Here is a 14,367-nt window from a genome sequence, read left to right on the forward strand (position 1 = left end):
CAAAGCTACAATGTTTCATGAAGGAGCCGGATAAAAGCCTGCGCTTTTTATCCGGATTCCCATGCAATCGTTTGCGGGACGGTAAAACGATTCAGAGGAAGAGAAGGATCAGCAATTGAGCCGTGATCACCCTGAGGAACATCGTAAGCGGATAGACAGTTGCATAACTCACCGCAGGCATATCATTCCCTGCTGTGGCATTTGCATAGGACAATGCAGGAGGATCAGTCATACTACCTGCAATTAATCCCATCAAGGTGAAATAGTTCAGTTTATAGACCTTTCGGCCGATGGTACCGATGACCAGCAAGGGTACCACGGTAATAATAACCCCATAACCAACCCATTTATACCCTCCATTCACGACTGTTTCGACAAAATTCTCACCGGCACCGAGCCCTACACAGGCAAGGAACAGCGCAATGCCTATCTCCCTCAGCATCAGGTTGGCACTCATGGTTGTGTATGTGATGAGTTTGTACTTCGGCCCGAATTTACTAATCAATATAGCCACAATAAGCGGCCCGCCTGCCAGTCCCAGTTTTACCGGCTGGGGAATACCCGGGATCATAAATGGAATACTTCCCAGGAGTACTCCCAATGCAATACCTATAAAAATAGAGATGAGATTGGGCTCCCTGAGGCGTTTCAATGAATTACCAAGGAATTTCTCCACATTGGCGATAGATTCTTCCGAGCCCACGACTGTCACGCGGTCGCCCAGTTGCAATTGAAGACGGGAGTCGGCAATCAGGTCAACCCCGGCACGGTTCACCCGGGTGATATTGATGCCGAACAGATTCCGCAATTTCAGGCTGCCTATGGAACGTCCGTTGATCGCAGGTTTAGTAATCGATATTCTGCGTGAAACCAGTTGTGAATCCAGTTTATTCCACTCACTTCTGTCCATGTCGATACGTTGTCCGATAAACGCTTCAATCACATCGATATTCTTCAGGTTGGAAACAACCAGTATTTTGTCGTTCTCTTCGAGTATGGTCTTTGTTTGAGGGACATCCAACACGCCGGTTTTTGCATATAATACCCTTGATATGACAAATTCCTTGTCAATTAACCGTTTCACTTCACGGATATTTTTTCCGAAGATAGAGGGATTCATCACCTGCAGGGAGTACATATGCGCTTCCGTCATCTTGGAAGCATCATTGCCATCTAAAGTACTGTTCTCTTTGGCAAAATTCACCTTGAAGATATATCTGAAAAGAACGATACTCAAAATGATCCCCACCACTCCTAACGGATAAGCAACCGCATAGGCTGTAGCGATAGTAGGATCGGTAGTTCCCATTACATCGGTATAGGTCTGCTGTGCTGCCCCGAGTCCCGGTGTATTGGTAACAGCTCCCGACAATATGCCTACCATGGTAGCAATAGGCAATCCGGTTACCAGATGTATGATATAGGTGACCAATACGCCCAGCAGCACTACGCCGGATGCCAGTATATTAAGAGTGATGCCTCCCTGTTTGAATGAGGAAAAGAAGCTGGGGCCGACCTGCATCCCGATAGAATATATAAACAGGATCAATCCGAATTCTTTCAGGAAATGGAGTATATTTTCATCGACCTGCAGGCCTATATGCCCGAGAAAGATACCGAAAAAGAGTATCCAGGTCGTTCCGAGAGAAATTCCAAAAATCTTTACCTTACCCAATAGCAATCCTATCGAGATTACCAAAGCCATCACAAGTATTGAATGTGCTATACTCGTTCCGGTAATTAATTCTATCAACCACTCCATATCTTAATAACCCAATCTAATAACCTAAAACAGATAAATTTATCGGTTCTTCTGAAAATCGGCACAAAGGTAGTGCTTATTTTATTGATAACAAAATGCAACAGCCACCCATTGATCTATTTCGGAAAAGTGTCCGTAAGTTAATCCCTGGCCTTCGGCAGCAGCACGTATGGCAGGAATATCTTCCTTATAAAAACCGCTCATCACAAGCATTCCGTTTCTATTCAAAACCTGCCTGTATGCCGCTATATCCTGCAGGAGAATATTCCGGTTAATATTGGCCAGTATCACATCATATGTTTCATCGCCGAGCAATTCCGCCCCGCCCTGAAACAAGCGGATATTGTCGATACCATTCAGCCGCGTGTTCTCCATCGCATTATGATATGCCCATTCATCTATATCGATGGCGGTTATAGGGGAAGCGCCCCTCATGGATGCCAGGATAGCCAGGACAGCGGTACCGCACCCCATATCGAGAAGGGACTTGCCTTGCAGTTCCATTTCCAACAACTCCCTCATCATCAATTCCGTGGTCTGGTGATGCCCTGTGCCGAACGACATTTTGGGATCAATCAATATACTGTATTTGAACTCACCGCCTATCTTATGAAATGAACTGTGTATACACAGCATATCATCAATAACCACCGGCTGGAAGTAGTTTTTCTCCCACTCTTCGTTCCAGTTCTTATCTTCCATTTCAAGGCAGGAATAAGTGATCTCCGCTTCCAGCGGAAATTCAGAAAGAAGTAGGTCCACTTTACCAAGCGATAAACCGGATAAAGGAATATATGCATCCAACCCCGTTTCTGTCCGGACAAACGATTCGAACCCTATTTCTCCCAACTGGGCCGAGAGGACATCTGTTAACACCTCCGTATTGGGCTCACAACTGAATTGTACCTGTATATACTGCATGATGATTATTAAAATAAGGAACAAAGGTAATTCAAGTTTGTGTTGAGACCAAAAAATGTAAAAATCATTTTATTTTAGAGAGCCATTTGTTTATTTGTGTTACAAATGAAGTGGATTTTGCCAATAAGAACCGGAACTTATCTTTTTTTGTCCTATTTTTATCCACGCAAAAAATTTAGTCGTTCTTTCGTGATAACATAATCCGGACATACCCGTCTTCTATAATATCGCTTAGTGGGAACGATTATTAAACTTAGACTACACGATAATGAAAAGAACTATATTATTGATTACTATATTGATTGCCGCCGCCCCGTTGTTTCTTTCATACGGGCAGAATGCCAAAGCGGAGGAGTTGATCCAGGAAGGCGTTGAACTGCATGATGAAGGTAAATTCAAAGAAGCTATCGATAAATATAATGAGGCGCTTACGCTCGATCCCAAATCAGTACAGGCAATTTACGAGTTATCACTATCCTATCTGGCATTACAGGATTATCAAAATGCATCAAAATATAGTACCCAGGTAGTCAATTCCGGCAACAAACAATTATCTCCGGGTGCCTATGCGGTAAAAAGCGAGGCGCTGGCAGGAATGAATAAGGTAGATGAAGCCATAGCACTACTTCAGGAAGGCCTGATAAAAAATGGGGATGGATTCGTGTTGCATTATAACTTAGCGCTCAATTATTATAAAAAAGGAGATAACGACAAAACATTGGAACATGTAAAAAGAGCTATCGACCTGGATAAATCTCATAGCGGTGCTTTTTTATTGAATGCTTATGCACTTAACGATAGCGGATTATGGGTGCAAAGTATCCTATCGTTCCAGATGTTCCTTCTCCTGGAGCCCGACAGCAAACGGTCGAAGGGCGCCTTCGAGGAAATGTTGGCCATCATGCGTATCAAAACAAATGAAGCGCCTGTACAAAGATCATTCATCCAGCAACAGATGATGCGCAACAAACCCGATACCATACCACAGGCCGATAAAATTCCGCCTTTAAGCATTGAAGAAGGGTTGAATCGCAATTTCGTATACCATGCTATTACCTCTACACTCGATTCCCTGAAAAACTCATCAGAAGAAAAAGATGACTTCATCCTTTTCAAAACTGTCAACAAAGAGATTATGAATGTACTCACCCGGGAGAGCAAAGGTGCTAAAGAAGGCGTTTTCTGGACTTTTTATACTCCCTTCTTCTCTCATATTGCAGACTCTGAATATTACGACACTTTCTGCCGTTATATCAGTGTATCCTATTTTCCTGAATCTTTGGAATGGTGGCAACAAAATCCCGGGGAAGCGATCGATTTTGTAATATGGTTTGAAAAAGGAGATGAGGAGTAATGGAAAAGTTAATAAAAATCGTTTACCTTTGCATTGAATTCCATATAAAAAGGAAATGAATAACGAGGAACAGTTACTGGAAGAATTACGAGATCCACGAACAAGTCGAAAAGGATTTGCCAGGCTTGTATCCGAATACAGTGAAAGACTCTATTGGCAGGTACGGAAAATGGTGATTTCACATGATGATGCCAACGACATTTTACAGGATGTATTCGTCAAAGCCTGGATGAATCTCGAAAACTTCAGGGGTGAAGCCAAGCTCACTACCTGGCTCTACCGTATTGCCATCAACGAAAGCATCACCTTCCTCAACAAGAAACGTAGTCAAAACCATATCGCTTTGGATGACGACAATTCATTCCTGCTCAACACATTGGAAAGCGATCCCTATTTCGACGGTGACGAAGCACAAAAACTTCTTCAGAAAGCCATTCTTACCCTTCCGGAAAAGCAGCGTCTCGTCTTTCATATGAAATACTCCGAAGAGATGAAATATGAAGATATTTCTGATATATTGGGAACGTCGGTGGGAGCGCTCAAAGCCTCTTACCATCATGCGGTAAAAAAAATTGAAAAATTTTTAAGTGAACCCCATTAAACTTTTATCGATTCATTAAGTCTATTCAACAGAGCAGCGCAAAAATAAGAGGTATGGATACAAAAATTAACAAATTAAAAGAAATAGACAAGACTAAAAATCCTTTTAAAGTTCCCGAAAATTATTTCGCGCAATTCAATGAAGAAATAATGAATCGCCTGCCGGAAAAGGAGATTATAGTTCCAGAGCCGGTTTCAATGTGGGACAGAGCCAAGCCATGGGTCTATCTGGCTGCCATGTTCGTCGGGCTTTACATCACCATTAATTTTTTGGTAAAAACTCCCGGAAACGGCAGTACAACCGGGGATCAGCTTGCTAATCAACAGATGCTCTCCACCTCATCCGGTAATGCGGAAAGCTATTGGTCTACCGTACAGATAACCGAAGAGGAATTCTATCAATATCTCGAAGAGCAGTTGATTGATGACAGCTATTTCGATTACATGTATCATCAGTATTATTTGAACTGAACTATCATACATCATTTAAAAACAAATTTTGTAATGAGAAGAAGTATTTTTTTGCTTTTGTGTGCAATTATACTGCCTGCCAACTTTTTAATTCTCTCTGCCCAGACTTCACAGGACAGGAAAATGAATATGGCAGATTATGAGAAAAGGAAAAAGGAGTATGTGACGAAAGAGGCAGGTCTTACGCAGGAGGAAGCGGGTAAATATTTTCCCCTTAGTAATGAATTGACGCAAAAGAAGTTTAGGCTGCACAGAAACCATCGTGATAAGGTACAGCGGATCAAGGATAACAGTAATATATCCGATGAAGAGTACAAAAGAATGCTCGAAGACGATGTAGATGTCAAACTCAAAGAGGCGGAACTCGACAAGGAGTACTCTGTCAAATTCGAGAAAGTGCTCTCACCCGAGAAGTTATACAAAGCCCAGCAAGCAGAAAGAGATTTTATCCAGCGTGAAGTAACGAATTTCAGGAATGAGGGAGGAAGCAACCGGAGACGGTAAAACAACCAAACCTGTGAACGTTCCGCTCTACCCTGCCGATAAACAGTAATATACAATATTATTTGAAAGTAAACCCCGAAAAATTTTCGGGGTTTACTCTTATGTACAGTCCGGCATCAGTATTTGGCTAATAACAATTAAAAAATCTTCATGTATTACGGAAATCTTATTACAGGACAAAATCCATTCAGCTCAAAAGAAATAGCGAAAGCAGTAATGCAACAACTGAAAAAATAGAGAAGCTGCACATAGAGCGGTTTTACGTCATACAACAGCAACCGTCATTCCTTTTATTATGATATCCAATTCTTTAAAGTATTCACTACCGGAAGAGAATAAAACTATCATGGCCAGTAAATACCAGCTTTATCTACCCACAGAGAAACAATTATTGACAGAATTAAAACGGGAGATAAATGAGTTAGAATAAAAAAATTGGAAGTAATGCCCTCGGCTTGTACGAGTCAAATGGAGTATCCCCCATATGAAAGTATAGATAGGGATTTTAGTATTTGATAAAAACAAAATACCCAACTCTACATTACTGGGTGTAGAATTGGGTGTAAATAAAATAACCTATTAATTACCAGTGGTATTTGTGGAGCTGGAGGGAGTCGAACCCTCGTCCAAACGAGGAAGCAATCTGCTTTCTACATGCTTAGCTTCATTTTGATTGTCGGGAAGGAGCGCGACTGAAGCCACCATACTCCATCCTTATCTTCTTAATTTCGGAAAGGCGCCGAAGCCTCGCCTATCCTATCTCCGATTTACCTGCACCACCTGGTCGGAACGCTTCGAAGCCACAGCTTCCGGGTGATGTCTTGTTCTGCCACCTGGTGGCGGAATTAAGCGATTGATCTACTATACTTCGATCACGCAGCAAGAGCGTAATTGTTATTGCCAGTTAATTGTTTGACGTTTGAGATTAAAGTGCAAACCGACAACGCACTGCATGCTTACAAACCTCTTCTACCCGCTGTCAAAACCGGTCAACCCCATATTTCACGTATCACATTGATACTTAAAAAGAAACGGGATATCATTGAACAGATGAATAACACATCAGTAACAAAAATATTTTTCAACAATATTTTTTCGCTTCTTTGGTACAAAGATAGCAATTTTCAATGAGGTTCTATAAGTTTTAGTATGACTTAACATTTATGGATACATATCAAGATTTCCATGGAAAAACAAAATTGCTACTCTAAAATTATCATCATTTCTATATCCTCTGGCAATTGTTTTTATCTCTTGTATTGAACTGTTTAACCTTTCTGCTCTTGCATTTGAGGCACCTGTTTCTATTGCGTTTACAATGCCGTTTTGATGTCTGTCAAACATCTCGACTACCTCATTCATTTCTTTAATATTCGCCCTTTGGGCATCCAGCCGCCAAAAGGAATATATGGCAAGGGCATCCAGCCGGTTTTGGCGAAATGCGATGTCTCTAAAATTTTCCTTTACTCTCCAAGCTCTCGAAACCTCATAATTGGCATTTGATATAGCCTCGAAAGCAATATACTGTTTATTGGTAAAGTTCATTTTATCCTTCAAAAACAGATACTTGCTCTTCTTTAAGGCATCGTTTGTTTTAACTTCTCTCTTGCGAACTTTATCTACCGCTTTATTCAAATAGCCCACCAAATGGAAGTTGTCATGACAGAGTTTAGCTTCCTTAAAATACTTATTTGCGCCATAGATATAAGCATCCCACATATCCGTGCATACGGTCTTGACGGATTTGCGCTGCTTTTGAGAAAGTTTTACGCATAAATCATCTACGCTTTTTTTGGTTCGTCCCGATACAACCTCAATAACTACTCCGGCGCGCTCATCGGATAAGATGCTTAAATAGTGATGTCCTTTTTTGGTTGCTTTCTCGTCAATGCTCAGGTGTGGATAAATGTCGCTTTTGTCTCGACGTTCCAGCCCTCGAGATACGCTGCGGTGCATTATCCGGCTTACTTGTGAGTGGCTCAATGACAAAAGTTTAGCTGTGCGGCTTTGACTTTTTGTCAGAGACAAAGTTTCTATCGTTTTTTTTCAAGTAAAGTCGTCAGACGTTCACCTGTATCTGCCCAGCTAACGTCAACGGAACGGATTTCACCGCCTATTTTATAGCGCGGAATACGTGCAGTTAAATAGGTCTTGTATTGCCATAAATCCAAATGACGCCAATTACGCTCATGACGATAATCGTAAATGGGGTAATCTCTTCCGTCAATTTCTACAAAATCAAACTTATATGATAGGTGAACATAAACAGATTTTTCTTCTTCATTTATTTGAACATTGTCTACACACCATAAATCATTGATAGGCAGTAAGATTCTTTCTAATATATCGCTTGTTGTCATACGATACAAAGGTAAAATTTATTTTGTTAAGTCATATTAAAACGGGAAGAACCTTCAATGAAATAAACAGGAATACTGCCTCTCGAATCTTGAATTTGAATTGAAAATCGACGTAGTAAATTGAAAATCAGTGCAACTAAATTTGAAATCTTCTTCACGGAAGCCCGTCAAAATCTATTTCCGGCGGTTGATTACCAGCCGTTTTATGGAATCTGGATTGAAATTCGGTAGAGTCATGGAAAAATCCACAGTTTTTCAGGAAAAACCGGTTCGATTGTGGATCATACCCTCCCTGATAATCGATACGGGCACCTGCTTTCGCAGTCGCATCGTAGGTGAATGATGCTTTCTTTCCCGGGATCCATTCCCCGGATTTGGCACGAAACCACTGATTCCCGAAATAAACCATTCGCGTCAGATACCCCTGCCCGGGAATAAAATTCTCAAGGAAAGAATGCGCCCGCTTATAATATGTGTCGGTTTTCGGACGAAGGAACGACGCGATAAGTCGCCATTGGTTCTCTTCGGGAGCGAAAAACCACGAGGTATACACTGTGTTCCCTTTATTATCGGGCGCCACACGGGTAAGAAAACGATAAGTGTTCGCAATCTTCCACGGATAACGCAAGAAACTCTGGCCACCCGACCCTTCATTGCCAAATTCCCCGGTATACACGTCCTTTCCTTTTTTGAGCATCACAATTTTCATACTGTCGGGAATCAGTTTCGGATCTTCCGTTTCAAACGGGCTCCACACAGAAAAGAGGACTCTTCGTTCGTTCTCCGAATTGCATTGTATCCCGAAATATCCTTCCCCAAAACCGTTTGCCATATAGTAACTCCCGATTACATCATTGTGCTGCGGTACCATTATTTCATTATAAAACCATTCAATGGTATCTTCCGGCATGGTGTAAGAAAGATGTACAGAGGGCCCTCTCCGCCCCCAATAGTCGGCAAAATCATCCACATAAACCATCCTGTCATCATCATTCTCAATGGTTAGCGATCCAATTACCCCAAAATCCCCTCCCGTTTTAGAGATACCCTGTAACGTTATTGTGACATACCCCGGTTCGACGATACGGAAAGGCTTCAACTCTACGCTAAACTCTCCGGCATTTAGTTGAATGTTTTGGTTTTTTTGATGAACGCCCTGATGTTCTATCCCCACTTTTATCCGTGATTTTCCTTCGTCGAGGGTACCATTAAGAGTTACCCGTACAGTCTGCGGTCTGGAGAAATAGACATATGTTTTCACCTCACTTTTCGGATCCGTCCATTTTTCCAACCCGTGACGGCCGATTTTTGCACCGGCACCATGTGCCGTGACATACGCATTTCCACTCAGTCGTACTTCTTTTTTACTTACGCTTTGTGCCGATAATTGAGATACAAATATCAGAATGCAAAGTAAAAAGGGTAATTTGGTTTTCATTTTTATATGTTAATTGGGCAATTAGCTTTTAAAATTTCCATTCTTGACGGAAATCAGCAACAAAGCGTATTAAAACTCCCACAAAAATACATTAATTACTTTTAGAAACCCTCAAAATAACCTACTTTTGTATTCCGATTTATTGAATCCAACACAACATGAACAAAATCGTTTCGAAAGAGTATTTATCCGACAGAGTGGTAAAGTTTGAGGTGGAAGCTCCACTTATCGCCAAAAGCCGCAGAGCAGGGCACTTCGTAATCGTACGCGTGGGAAAGAAAGGGGAACGTGTGCCTTACACCATTGCTGATGCTGATTTGAAAAAAGGGACAATCACCTTGGTCATTCAAAAGGTAGGGAAATCATCACAAAAAGTATGTGAACTCAACACAGGAGATTATATCACCGATATAGTAGGCCCATTGGGAAAGGCTACCCACATAGAGAACTTCGGAACGGTCGTATGTGCGGGAGGAGGTGTGGGTATCGCACCGATGCTGCCCATCATGAAAGCCATGAAAGAAACGGGAAACAAAGTGATTTCGGTACTCGGGGCGAGGACAAAGGAACTAATCATCCTCGAAGAGCAGGTACGAGAGCATTCCGACGAAGTGATAATCATGACCGACGACGGGTCTTATGGCGAGAAGGGATTGATTACCAACGGCGTGGAGAAAGTAATACTGCGAGAGAAAGTAGATATGTGCGTCACCATTGGCCCTGCTATCATGATGAAATTTGTGTCAGAATTGACAAAAAAGTATGATGTACCTACCGTAGCATCACTTAATACTATTATGGTTGACGGTACCGGGATGTGTGGAGCATGTCGTGTCACAGTGGGCGGACAGACCCGGTTTGTGTGTGTGGACGGGCCTGAATTCGATGCCCATCAGGTGGATTTCAACGAAATGCTGATGCGGTTAAAGGCGTATGACAGGTGAAAAGTTAAAAGTGGAGAGTGGAGAAGATTGATTTTTTGATGTACAGATTTGATGATTCAACGATTTTGAATTTTGAATCTTGAATCTTGAATTTTTGAATAACAAAATATATGAGTGAATATCTGAAAGCCGAACGGGCACAGGAGTGGCGGGAGGCATTGCGCAAATCGATAAAAAACAAAGATCGTATTGCCATACCACGGGTAAAGATGCCTGAAGTAGATCCTGCCGTGCGTAGTCGTACATACGACGAAGTAAACCTCGGGTTGACGCCAGAGTTGGCCGCCAATGAATCACATCGTTGCCTCGACTGCGTGGATCCTACCTGCATCACCGGTTGTCCCGTAGAGATCAATATCCCCAAGTTCATCAAGAATATCGAGCGGGGTGAATTCTTAGAGGCAGCCAAAACATTGAAGGAAACCAGTGCCCTGCCGGCAGTCTGTGGCCGTGTATGCCCACAGGAGCGGCAGTGCGAAAGCCAGTGTTTCTATACGTTGAAGCTGAAGAAAGAACCCGTAGCCATAGGCCATCTGGAACGATTTGCAGCCGATTACGAACGTATGAGCGGTAATATCTCCATACCGGAGACTGCTCCAACTAACGGCATCAAGATCGCCGTAGTGGGATCCGGCCCTGCAGGATTAGCTTTTGCAGGTGACATGGTGAAGCTGGGATACGACGTCACCGTATTTGAAGCCCTCCATGAGCTAGGAGGTGTACTTCGTTACGGCATTCCCGAGTTTCGTCTGCCTAATGAGATAGTGGATATCGAAATCGATGGCCTGAAAAAGATGGGGGTGAAGTTCGTAACCAACTGTATTGTAGGCAAAACTATCTCGCAAGAAGATCTCAAAGCCGAAGGGTTCAAAGGTATTTTCGTAGGTAGCGGTGCCGGGTTGCCCAACTTTATGAATATTCCCGGTGAAAACCTGATTGGTATTATGTCCTGCAATGAGTATCTTACCCGTGTAAATCTTATGCAGGCAGCCGATCCCGATAGCGATACCCCGGTATATAAGGGAAAAAAAGTAGCAGTAGTCGGTGGCGGCAATACCGCCATGGATGCCGTCCGTACTGCACGACGACTTGGAGCTGAGAGAGCAATGATTGTCTATCGTCGCTCCGAAGAAGAGATGCCTGCCCGTGTGGAAGAGATCAAGCATGCCAAAGAGGAAGGAATTGAATTCTATACATTACATAACCCTATTCGTTACGAGGGGGATGAACAGGGACACGTACAGAGGATGTTGTTACAACGGATGGAATTAGGTGCGCCCGACCAGTCCGGACGCCGCCGTCCCGTAGCGATTGAAGGTGACACCACCTGGCTGGAAGTTGATGAGGTGATTGTGAGTGTGGGGGTTTCTCCCAATCCTTTGATCCCGCAAAGCTTCGATGGGATGGAAGTCACTTCCTGGGGCACCATCGTTGTCAACAGCGACACAATGCAGACTGCCGACGAGATGATCTTTGCCGGCGGTGACATCGTGCGCGGAGGAGCGACTGTTATTCTCGCCATGGGTGACGGGAGAAAGGCTGCCAAGGCAATGCATCAATACTTGAAAGGTGACCAGGTGGAAAAGTGATTAGTTAATTCTGTCTGGATTTGACTACGTCGATTTTCAATTCAGATTCAAGAGTCAAAATTCTCCACTTTTAGTTTTTAGTTATTAGTTATGAAAATACTTGCGGATGCACATATACCCTACTTGAAAGGGGTTGCCGAACAGTTCGGCGAAGTGGAATACCTTCCGGGAAATCAATTCACCCGGGAGGCTATAAAGGAAAAAGATGCGCTTATTGTGCGTACTGTCACCCATTTCGGAGAAGAGATCCTTACGGGAACCAATGTAAAGCTGATCTGTTCTGCCACTATCGGCTTTGACCATATCGACACGGCATGGTGTGACGCCCACGGAGTTGCCTGGCGTACCGCACCCGGCTGTAACGCTGCTTCGGTTGAGCAATATGTGACCGCTTCCCTGTTATATCTGGCCGATAAATATCAATTGGATCTGACAAAAAAAACTATTGGAATAGTAGGTGTAGGGAATGTAGGAAGCAAGGTCGATGCTGCCTGCAATAAACTCGGGATGCGGGTGTTGCTGAACGACCCACCACGTGAAGAGAATGAAGGTCCGGGGCTTTTCACGGATATAGAAACCATCCAACGGGAAGCAGATTTCATTACCTTCCACACGCCATTGACAAAGACCGGAAAACATAAAACCTTTCATTTGGCAGATGACCGTTTCCTGTCATCAGCCACAAAAAGACCTTTTATTATCAATGCAGCCCGGGGAGGGGTAGCAGATAATCAGGCCCTAAAGAGAGCAATTCATAATGGAAATATTGCCGGAGTGGTAATCGACTGTTGGGAAAATGAGCCGGAGATAGACAGGGAATTACTTCAACTGGCAGATATCGCTACACCTCATATTGCAGGTTATAGTGCCGACGGCAAGTGGACAGCCACAAAGATGAGCCTTGAAAATCTCAATAAATTCTTCAACTTAAGCGCAGAAAATATACACTATCAGGAGATACCATCTCCCTTAAACCCTATCATCAACCTGCAGGGCATTGATTCAGGGCATCAGCTCCAACATGCGGTTTGGCATACTTATAATCCGATGAAAGAAACAACCGCACTGAAATCCTCTCCCGAGAAATTTTACTGGTTTCGCTCCAATTATCCTTTACGGAGGGAATATCGAGCATACACGGTTTTTCATGCAGATGATAAGATTTTACAAATTCTACTCAGTCTGGGATTCAACGAGAAGTAAATATGAAGCGGATTTTTGCTTAGACCGACAATCCGATGACTAACAGAATATGGAGGGTAAAGGACGGTTTACTCAAAAAAAAACCTGATGCAAATGCACCAGGTCTTTTTCCCTTAATGTATGTTTAATTTATTCAGGTTTTTCCTCTGCAACTTCTTCAGAAGCTTCGGCTTTCGGTTCTTCCTTTACTTCAGCAACTGCTTCCTCTTTAGCAGGAGTTTCTTCGGTTGCGGCGGGAGTTTCAGCAGGAACTTCTTCCTTCACAGGCGCTTCCTCCACTTCTGCAGGGACTTCTTCAACCTTTGCCTCAACAATTTCTTCAACTGCTGATTCAGCCGGTTCTGCAACTTCAACTGTTTCTTCAGCAGCAGGAACTTCCTCTTCTACGGGAGCAGGAGCGTTAGCAGCTTCTTCTTCGGCTTTTTTCTTAGCCAAAACTTCCGCCCTGGTCTTGTTAACCTCTTTTTCGGCATCCAGACGAGCTTTTTCTTCAGCACGCTTTTGCTCATCATCTTTATCTTTGATCTTCTGAGTGAGTTGCGATTTCGAATTTTTCCATGCTTCGAATCTTTTTTCAGCTTCCGCCTCATCAAAAGCGCCCTTTTTCACACCTCCAAGAAGATGTTTTTTCAATAATACACCCTCTTCCGATAAGATATTACGTACCGTGTCGGTGGGTTGTGCCCCAGTCTGCAGCCAATACAAAGCTCTTTCGAAATCTAAAGTGATCGTAGCAGGATGTGTGTTCGGATTGTATGAACCTATCCTCTCAATGTACTTTCCATCTCGTGGTGCTCTGCTATCTGCAACAATAATCTGATAGAAGGGATAATTTTTACGTCCTCTTCTCTGTAAACGAAGTTTTGTTGCCATTTAGTAGTTTCTTTTAAAATTGATTTTTTGCATTTGCGGGTGCAAAGATAACGATTAATTTCTTATCCTCAAAATAGATTTCCTCCTGTTTCGCACAGAGATATAAAAAAACAATAATTACATTAAATTACACAAAACAACATCTACATTAAAGCTTATTTCAAATAATATTTTAGAAATTTTAAATATTAATATATTTATTTTCTCACTAATTTAATTATTATGAAAATAAGAATTATTTATTTGGAACTTTTTACAAAATTTCCTATATTTGACAGCATATATGTATGTTGTGTATTTGTTTGACAAGACCAAAAAACAATTAACTAAACAACCAAAATATGTCTG

The 14,367-nt window shown here is 42.5% G+C and carries 12 protein-coding genes, 1 other RNA gene and 1 pseudogene; 7 read left to right on the forward strand and 7 right to left on the reverse strand.

Features of this window, described 5'->3' with window-relative positions:
- Positions 1-91 precede the first annotated feature (91 nt).
- Together PSM36_RS09275 and prmA are read right to left on the reverse strand one after the other, a co-directional pair.
- Positions 92-1,762, reverse strand: a complete 1,671-nt coding sequence (locus PSM36_RS09275; protein ID WP_076930675.1) for a putative transporter — start codon at positions 1,760-1,762, stop codon at positions 92-94.
- A gap of 81 nt (positions 1,763-1,843) precedes the next feature.
- On the reverse strand, positions 1,844-2,683 hold the full coding sequence (gene prmA, locus PSM36_RS09280) for a 50S ribosomal protein L11 methyltransferase (protein ID WP_076930676.1): 840 nt from the start codon (positions 2,681-2,683) through the stop codon (positions 1,844-1,846).
- A 268-nt stretch (positions 2,684-2,951) separates the two neighbouring features.
- Here prmA and PSM36_RS09285 point away from each other — a divergent pair, with 268 nt between their 5' ends.
- From PSM36_RS09285 to PSM36_RS09300, 4 genes are read left to right on the forward strand one after another with little or no spacing between them, the layout of a single operon-like run.
- Positions 2,952-4,037 carry a tetratricopeptide repeat protein gene (locus PSM36_RS09285; protein ID WP_083710997.1) on the forward strand — a complete coding sequence of 362 codons (1,086 nt, stop codon included), beginning with the start codon at positions 2,952-2,954 and terminating at the stop codon, positions 4,035-4,037.
- A gap of 55 nt (positions 4,038-4,092) precedes the next feature.
- Complete coding sequence (locus PSM36_RS09290) at positions 4,093-4,638, forward strand: RNA polymerase sigma factor (RefSeq protein ID WP_076930678.1); 546 nt, start codon at positions 4,093-4,095, stop codon at positions 4,636-4,638.
- A gap of 53 nt (positions 4,639-4,691) precedes the next feature.
- Positions 4,692-5,108: a hypothetical protein gene (locus PSM36_RS09295; protein ID WP_076930679.1), complete on the forward strand. Its 417-nt coding sequence runs from the start codon at positions 4,692-4,694 to the stop codon at positions 5,106-5,108.
- Between the two features lie 33 nt (positions 5,109-5,141).
- Positions 5,142-5,612: a hypothetical protein gene (locus PSM36_RS09300; RefSeq protein WP_076930680.1), complete on the forward strand. Its 471-nt coding sequence runs from the start codon at positions 5,142-5,144 to the stop codon at positions 5,610-5,612.
- 596 nt (positions 5,613-6,208) lie between these two features.
- On the opposite strand, the gene ssrA is transcribed toward PSM36_RS09300, so the two are convergent.
- The 4 genes from ssrA to PSM36_RS09320 form a co-directional block, all read right to left on the reverse strand.
- Positions 6,209-6,609: a transfer-messenger RNA gene (ssrA, locus tag PSM36_RS09305) on the reverse strand.
- Positions 6,610-6,773: 164 nt separating this feature from the next.
- On the reverse strand, positions 6,774-7,640 hold the full coding sequence (locus PSM36_RS09310) for an ISL3 family transposase (RefSeq protein WP_161947535.1): 867 nt from the start codon (positions 7,638-7,640) through the stop codon (positions 6,774-6,776).
- Positions 7,641-7,645: 5 nt separating this feature from the next.
- Entirely contained in the window at positions 7,646-7,972 is a 327-nt protein-coding gene (locus PSM36_RS09315; RefSeq protein WP_076928393.1) for a transposase family protein, read from the reverse strand.
- A 154-nt stretch (positions 7,973-8,126) separates the two neighbouring features.
- The gene (locus tag PSM36_RS09320) at positions 8,127-9,410 is read right to left on the reverse strand and encodes a DUF3472 domain-containing protein (RefSeq protein ID WP_076930681.1); all 1,284 of its coding nucleotides are present in this window, start codon (positions 9,408-9,410) and stop codon (positions 8,127-8,129) included.
- A 158-nt stretch (positions 9,411-9,568) separates the two neighbouring features.
- Between PSM36_RS09320 and PSM36_RS09325 the strand changes: the two genes are divergently transcribed.
- The 3 genes from PSM36_RS09325 (at position 9,569) to pdxB (ending at position 13,146) form a co-directional block, all read left to right on the forward strand.
- The gene (locus PSM36_RS09325) at positions 9,569-10,354 is read left to right on the forward strand and encodes a sulfide/dihydroorotate dehydrogenase-like FAD/NAD-binding protein (RefSeq protein ID WP_076930682.1); all 786 of its coding nucleotides are present in this window, start codon (positions 9,569-9,571) and stop codon (positions 10,352-10,354) included.
- Positions 10,355-10,464: 110 nt separating this feature from the next.
- Complete coding sequence (gltA, locus tag PSM36_RS09330) at positions 10,465-11,943, forward strand: NADPH-dependent glutamate synthase (RefSeq protein WP_076930683.1); 1,479 nt, start codon at positions 10,465-10,467, stop codon at positions 11,941-11,943.
- Between the two features lie 90 nt (positions 11,944-12,033).
- The gene (pdxB, locus tag PSM36_RS09335; RefSeq protein ID WP_076930684.1) at positions 12,034-13,146 is read left to right on the forward strand and encodes a 4-phosphoerythronate dehydrogenase PdxB; all 1,113 of its coding nucleotides are present in this window, start codon (positions 12,034-12,036) and stop codon (positions 13,144-13,146) included.
- A 342-nt stretch (positions 13,147-13,488) separates the two neighbouring features.
- Here the strand turns inward: pdxB and PSM36_RS09340 are convergent.
- Positions 13,489-14,019: pseudogene (locus tag PSM36_RS09340) on the reverse strand (30S ribosomal protein S16); the annotation flags it as partial.
- Between the last annotated feature and the right edge of the window lie 348 nt (positions 14,020-14,367).

Source organism: Proteiniphilum saccharofermentans (assembly GCF_900095135.1).
GTDB lineage: Bacteria > Bacteroidota > Bacteroidia > Bacteroidales > Dysgonomonadaceae > Proteiniphilum > Proteiniphilum saccharofermentans.

Excerpts from the sequence above, each read along its gene's own strand:
- PSM36_RS09275 (WP_076930675.1), bottom strand. The coding sequence starts at position 1,762 with ATGGAGTGGTTGATAGAATTAATTACCGGAACGAGTATAGCACATTCA.
- prmA (WP_076930676.1), bottom strand. The coding sequence starts at position 2,683 with ATGCAGTATATACAGGTACAATTCAGTTGTGAGCCCAATACGGAGGTG.
- PSM36_RS09285 (WP_083710997.1), top strand. The coding sequence starts at position 2,952 with ATGAAAAGAACTATATTATTGATTACTATATTGATTGCCGCCGCCCCG.
- PSM36_RS09290 (WP_076930678.1), top strand. The coding sequence starts at position 4,093 with ATGAATAACGAGGAACAGTTACTGGAAGAATTACGAGATCCACGAACA.
- PSM36_RS09295 (WP_076930679.1), top strand. The coding sequence starts at position 4,692 with ATGGATACAAAAATTAACAAATTAAAAGAAATAGACAAGACTAAAAAT.
- PSM36_RS09300 (WP_076930680.1), top strand. The coding sequence starts at position 5,142 with ATGAGAAGAAGTATTTTTTTGCTTTTGTGTGCAATTATACTGCCTGCC.
- PSM36_RS09315 (WP_076928393.1), bottom strand. The coding sequence starts at position 7,972 with ATGACAACAAGCGATATATTAGAAAGAATCTTACTGCCTATCAATGAT.
- PSM36_RS09320 (WP_076930681.1), bottom strand. The coding sequence starts at position 9,410 with ATGAAAACCAAATTACCCTTTTTACTTTGCATTCTGATATTTGTATCT.
- PSM36_RS09325 (WP_076930682.1), top strand. The coding sequence starts at position 9,569 with ATGAACAAAATCGTTTCGAAAGAGTATTTATCCGACAGAGTGGTAAAG.
- gltA (WP_076930683.1), top strand. The coding sequence starts at position 10,465 with ATGAGTGAATATCTGAAAGCCGAACGGGCACAGGAGTGGCGGGAGGCA.
- pdxB (WP_076930684.1), top strand. The coding sequence starts at position 12,034 with ATGAAAATACTTGCGGATGCACATATACCCTACTTGAAAGGGGTTGCC.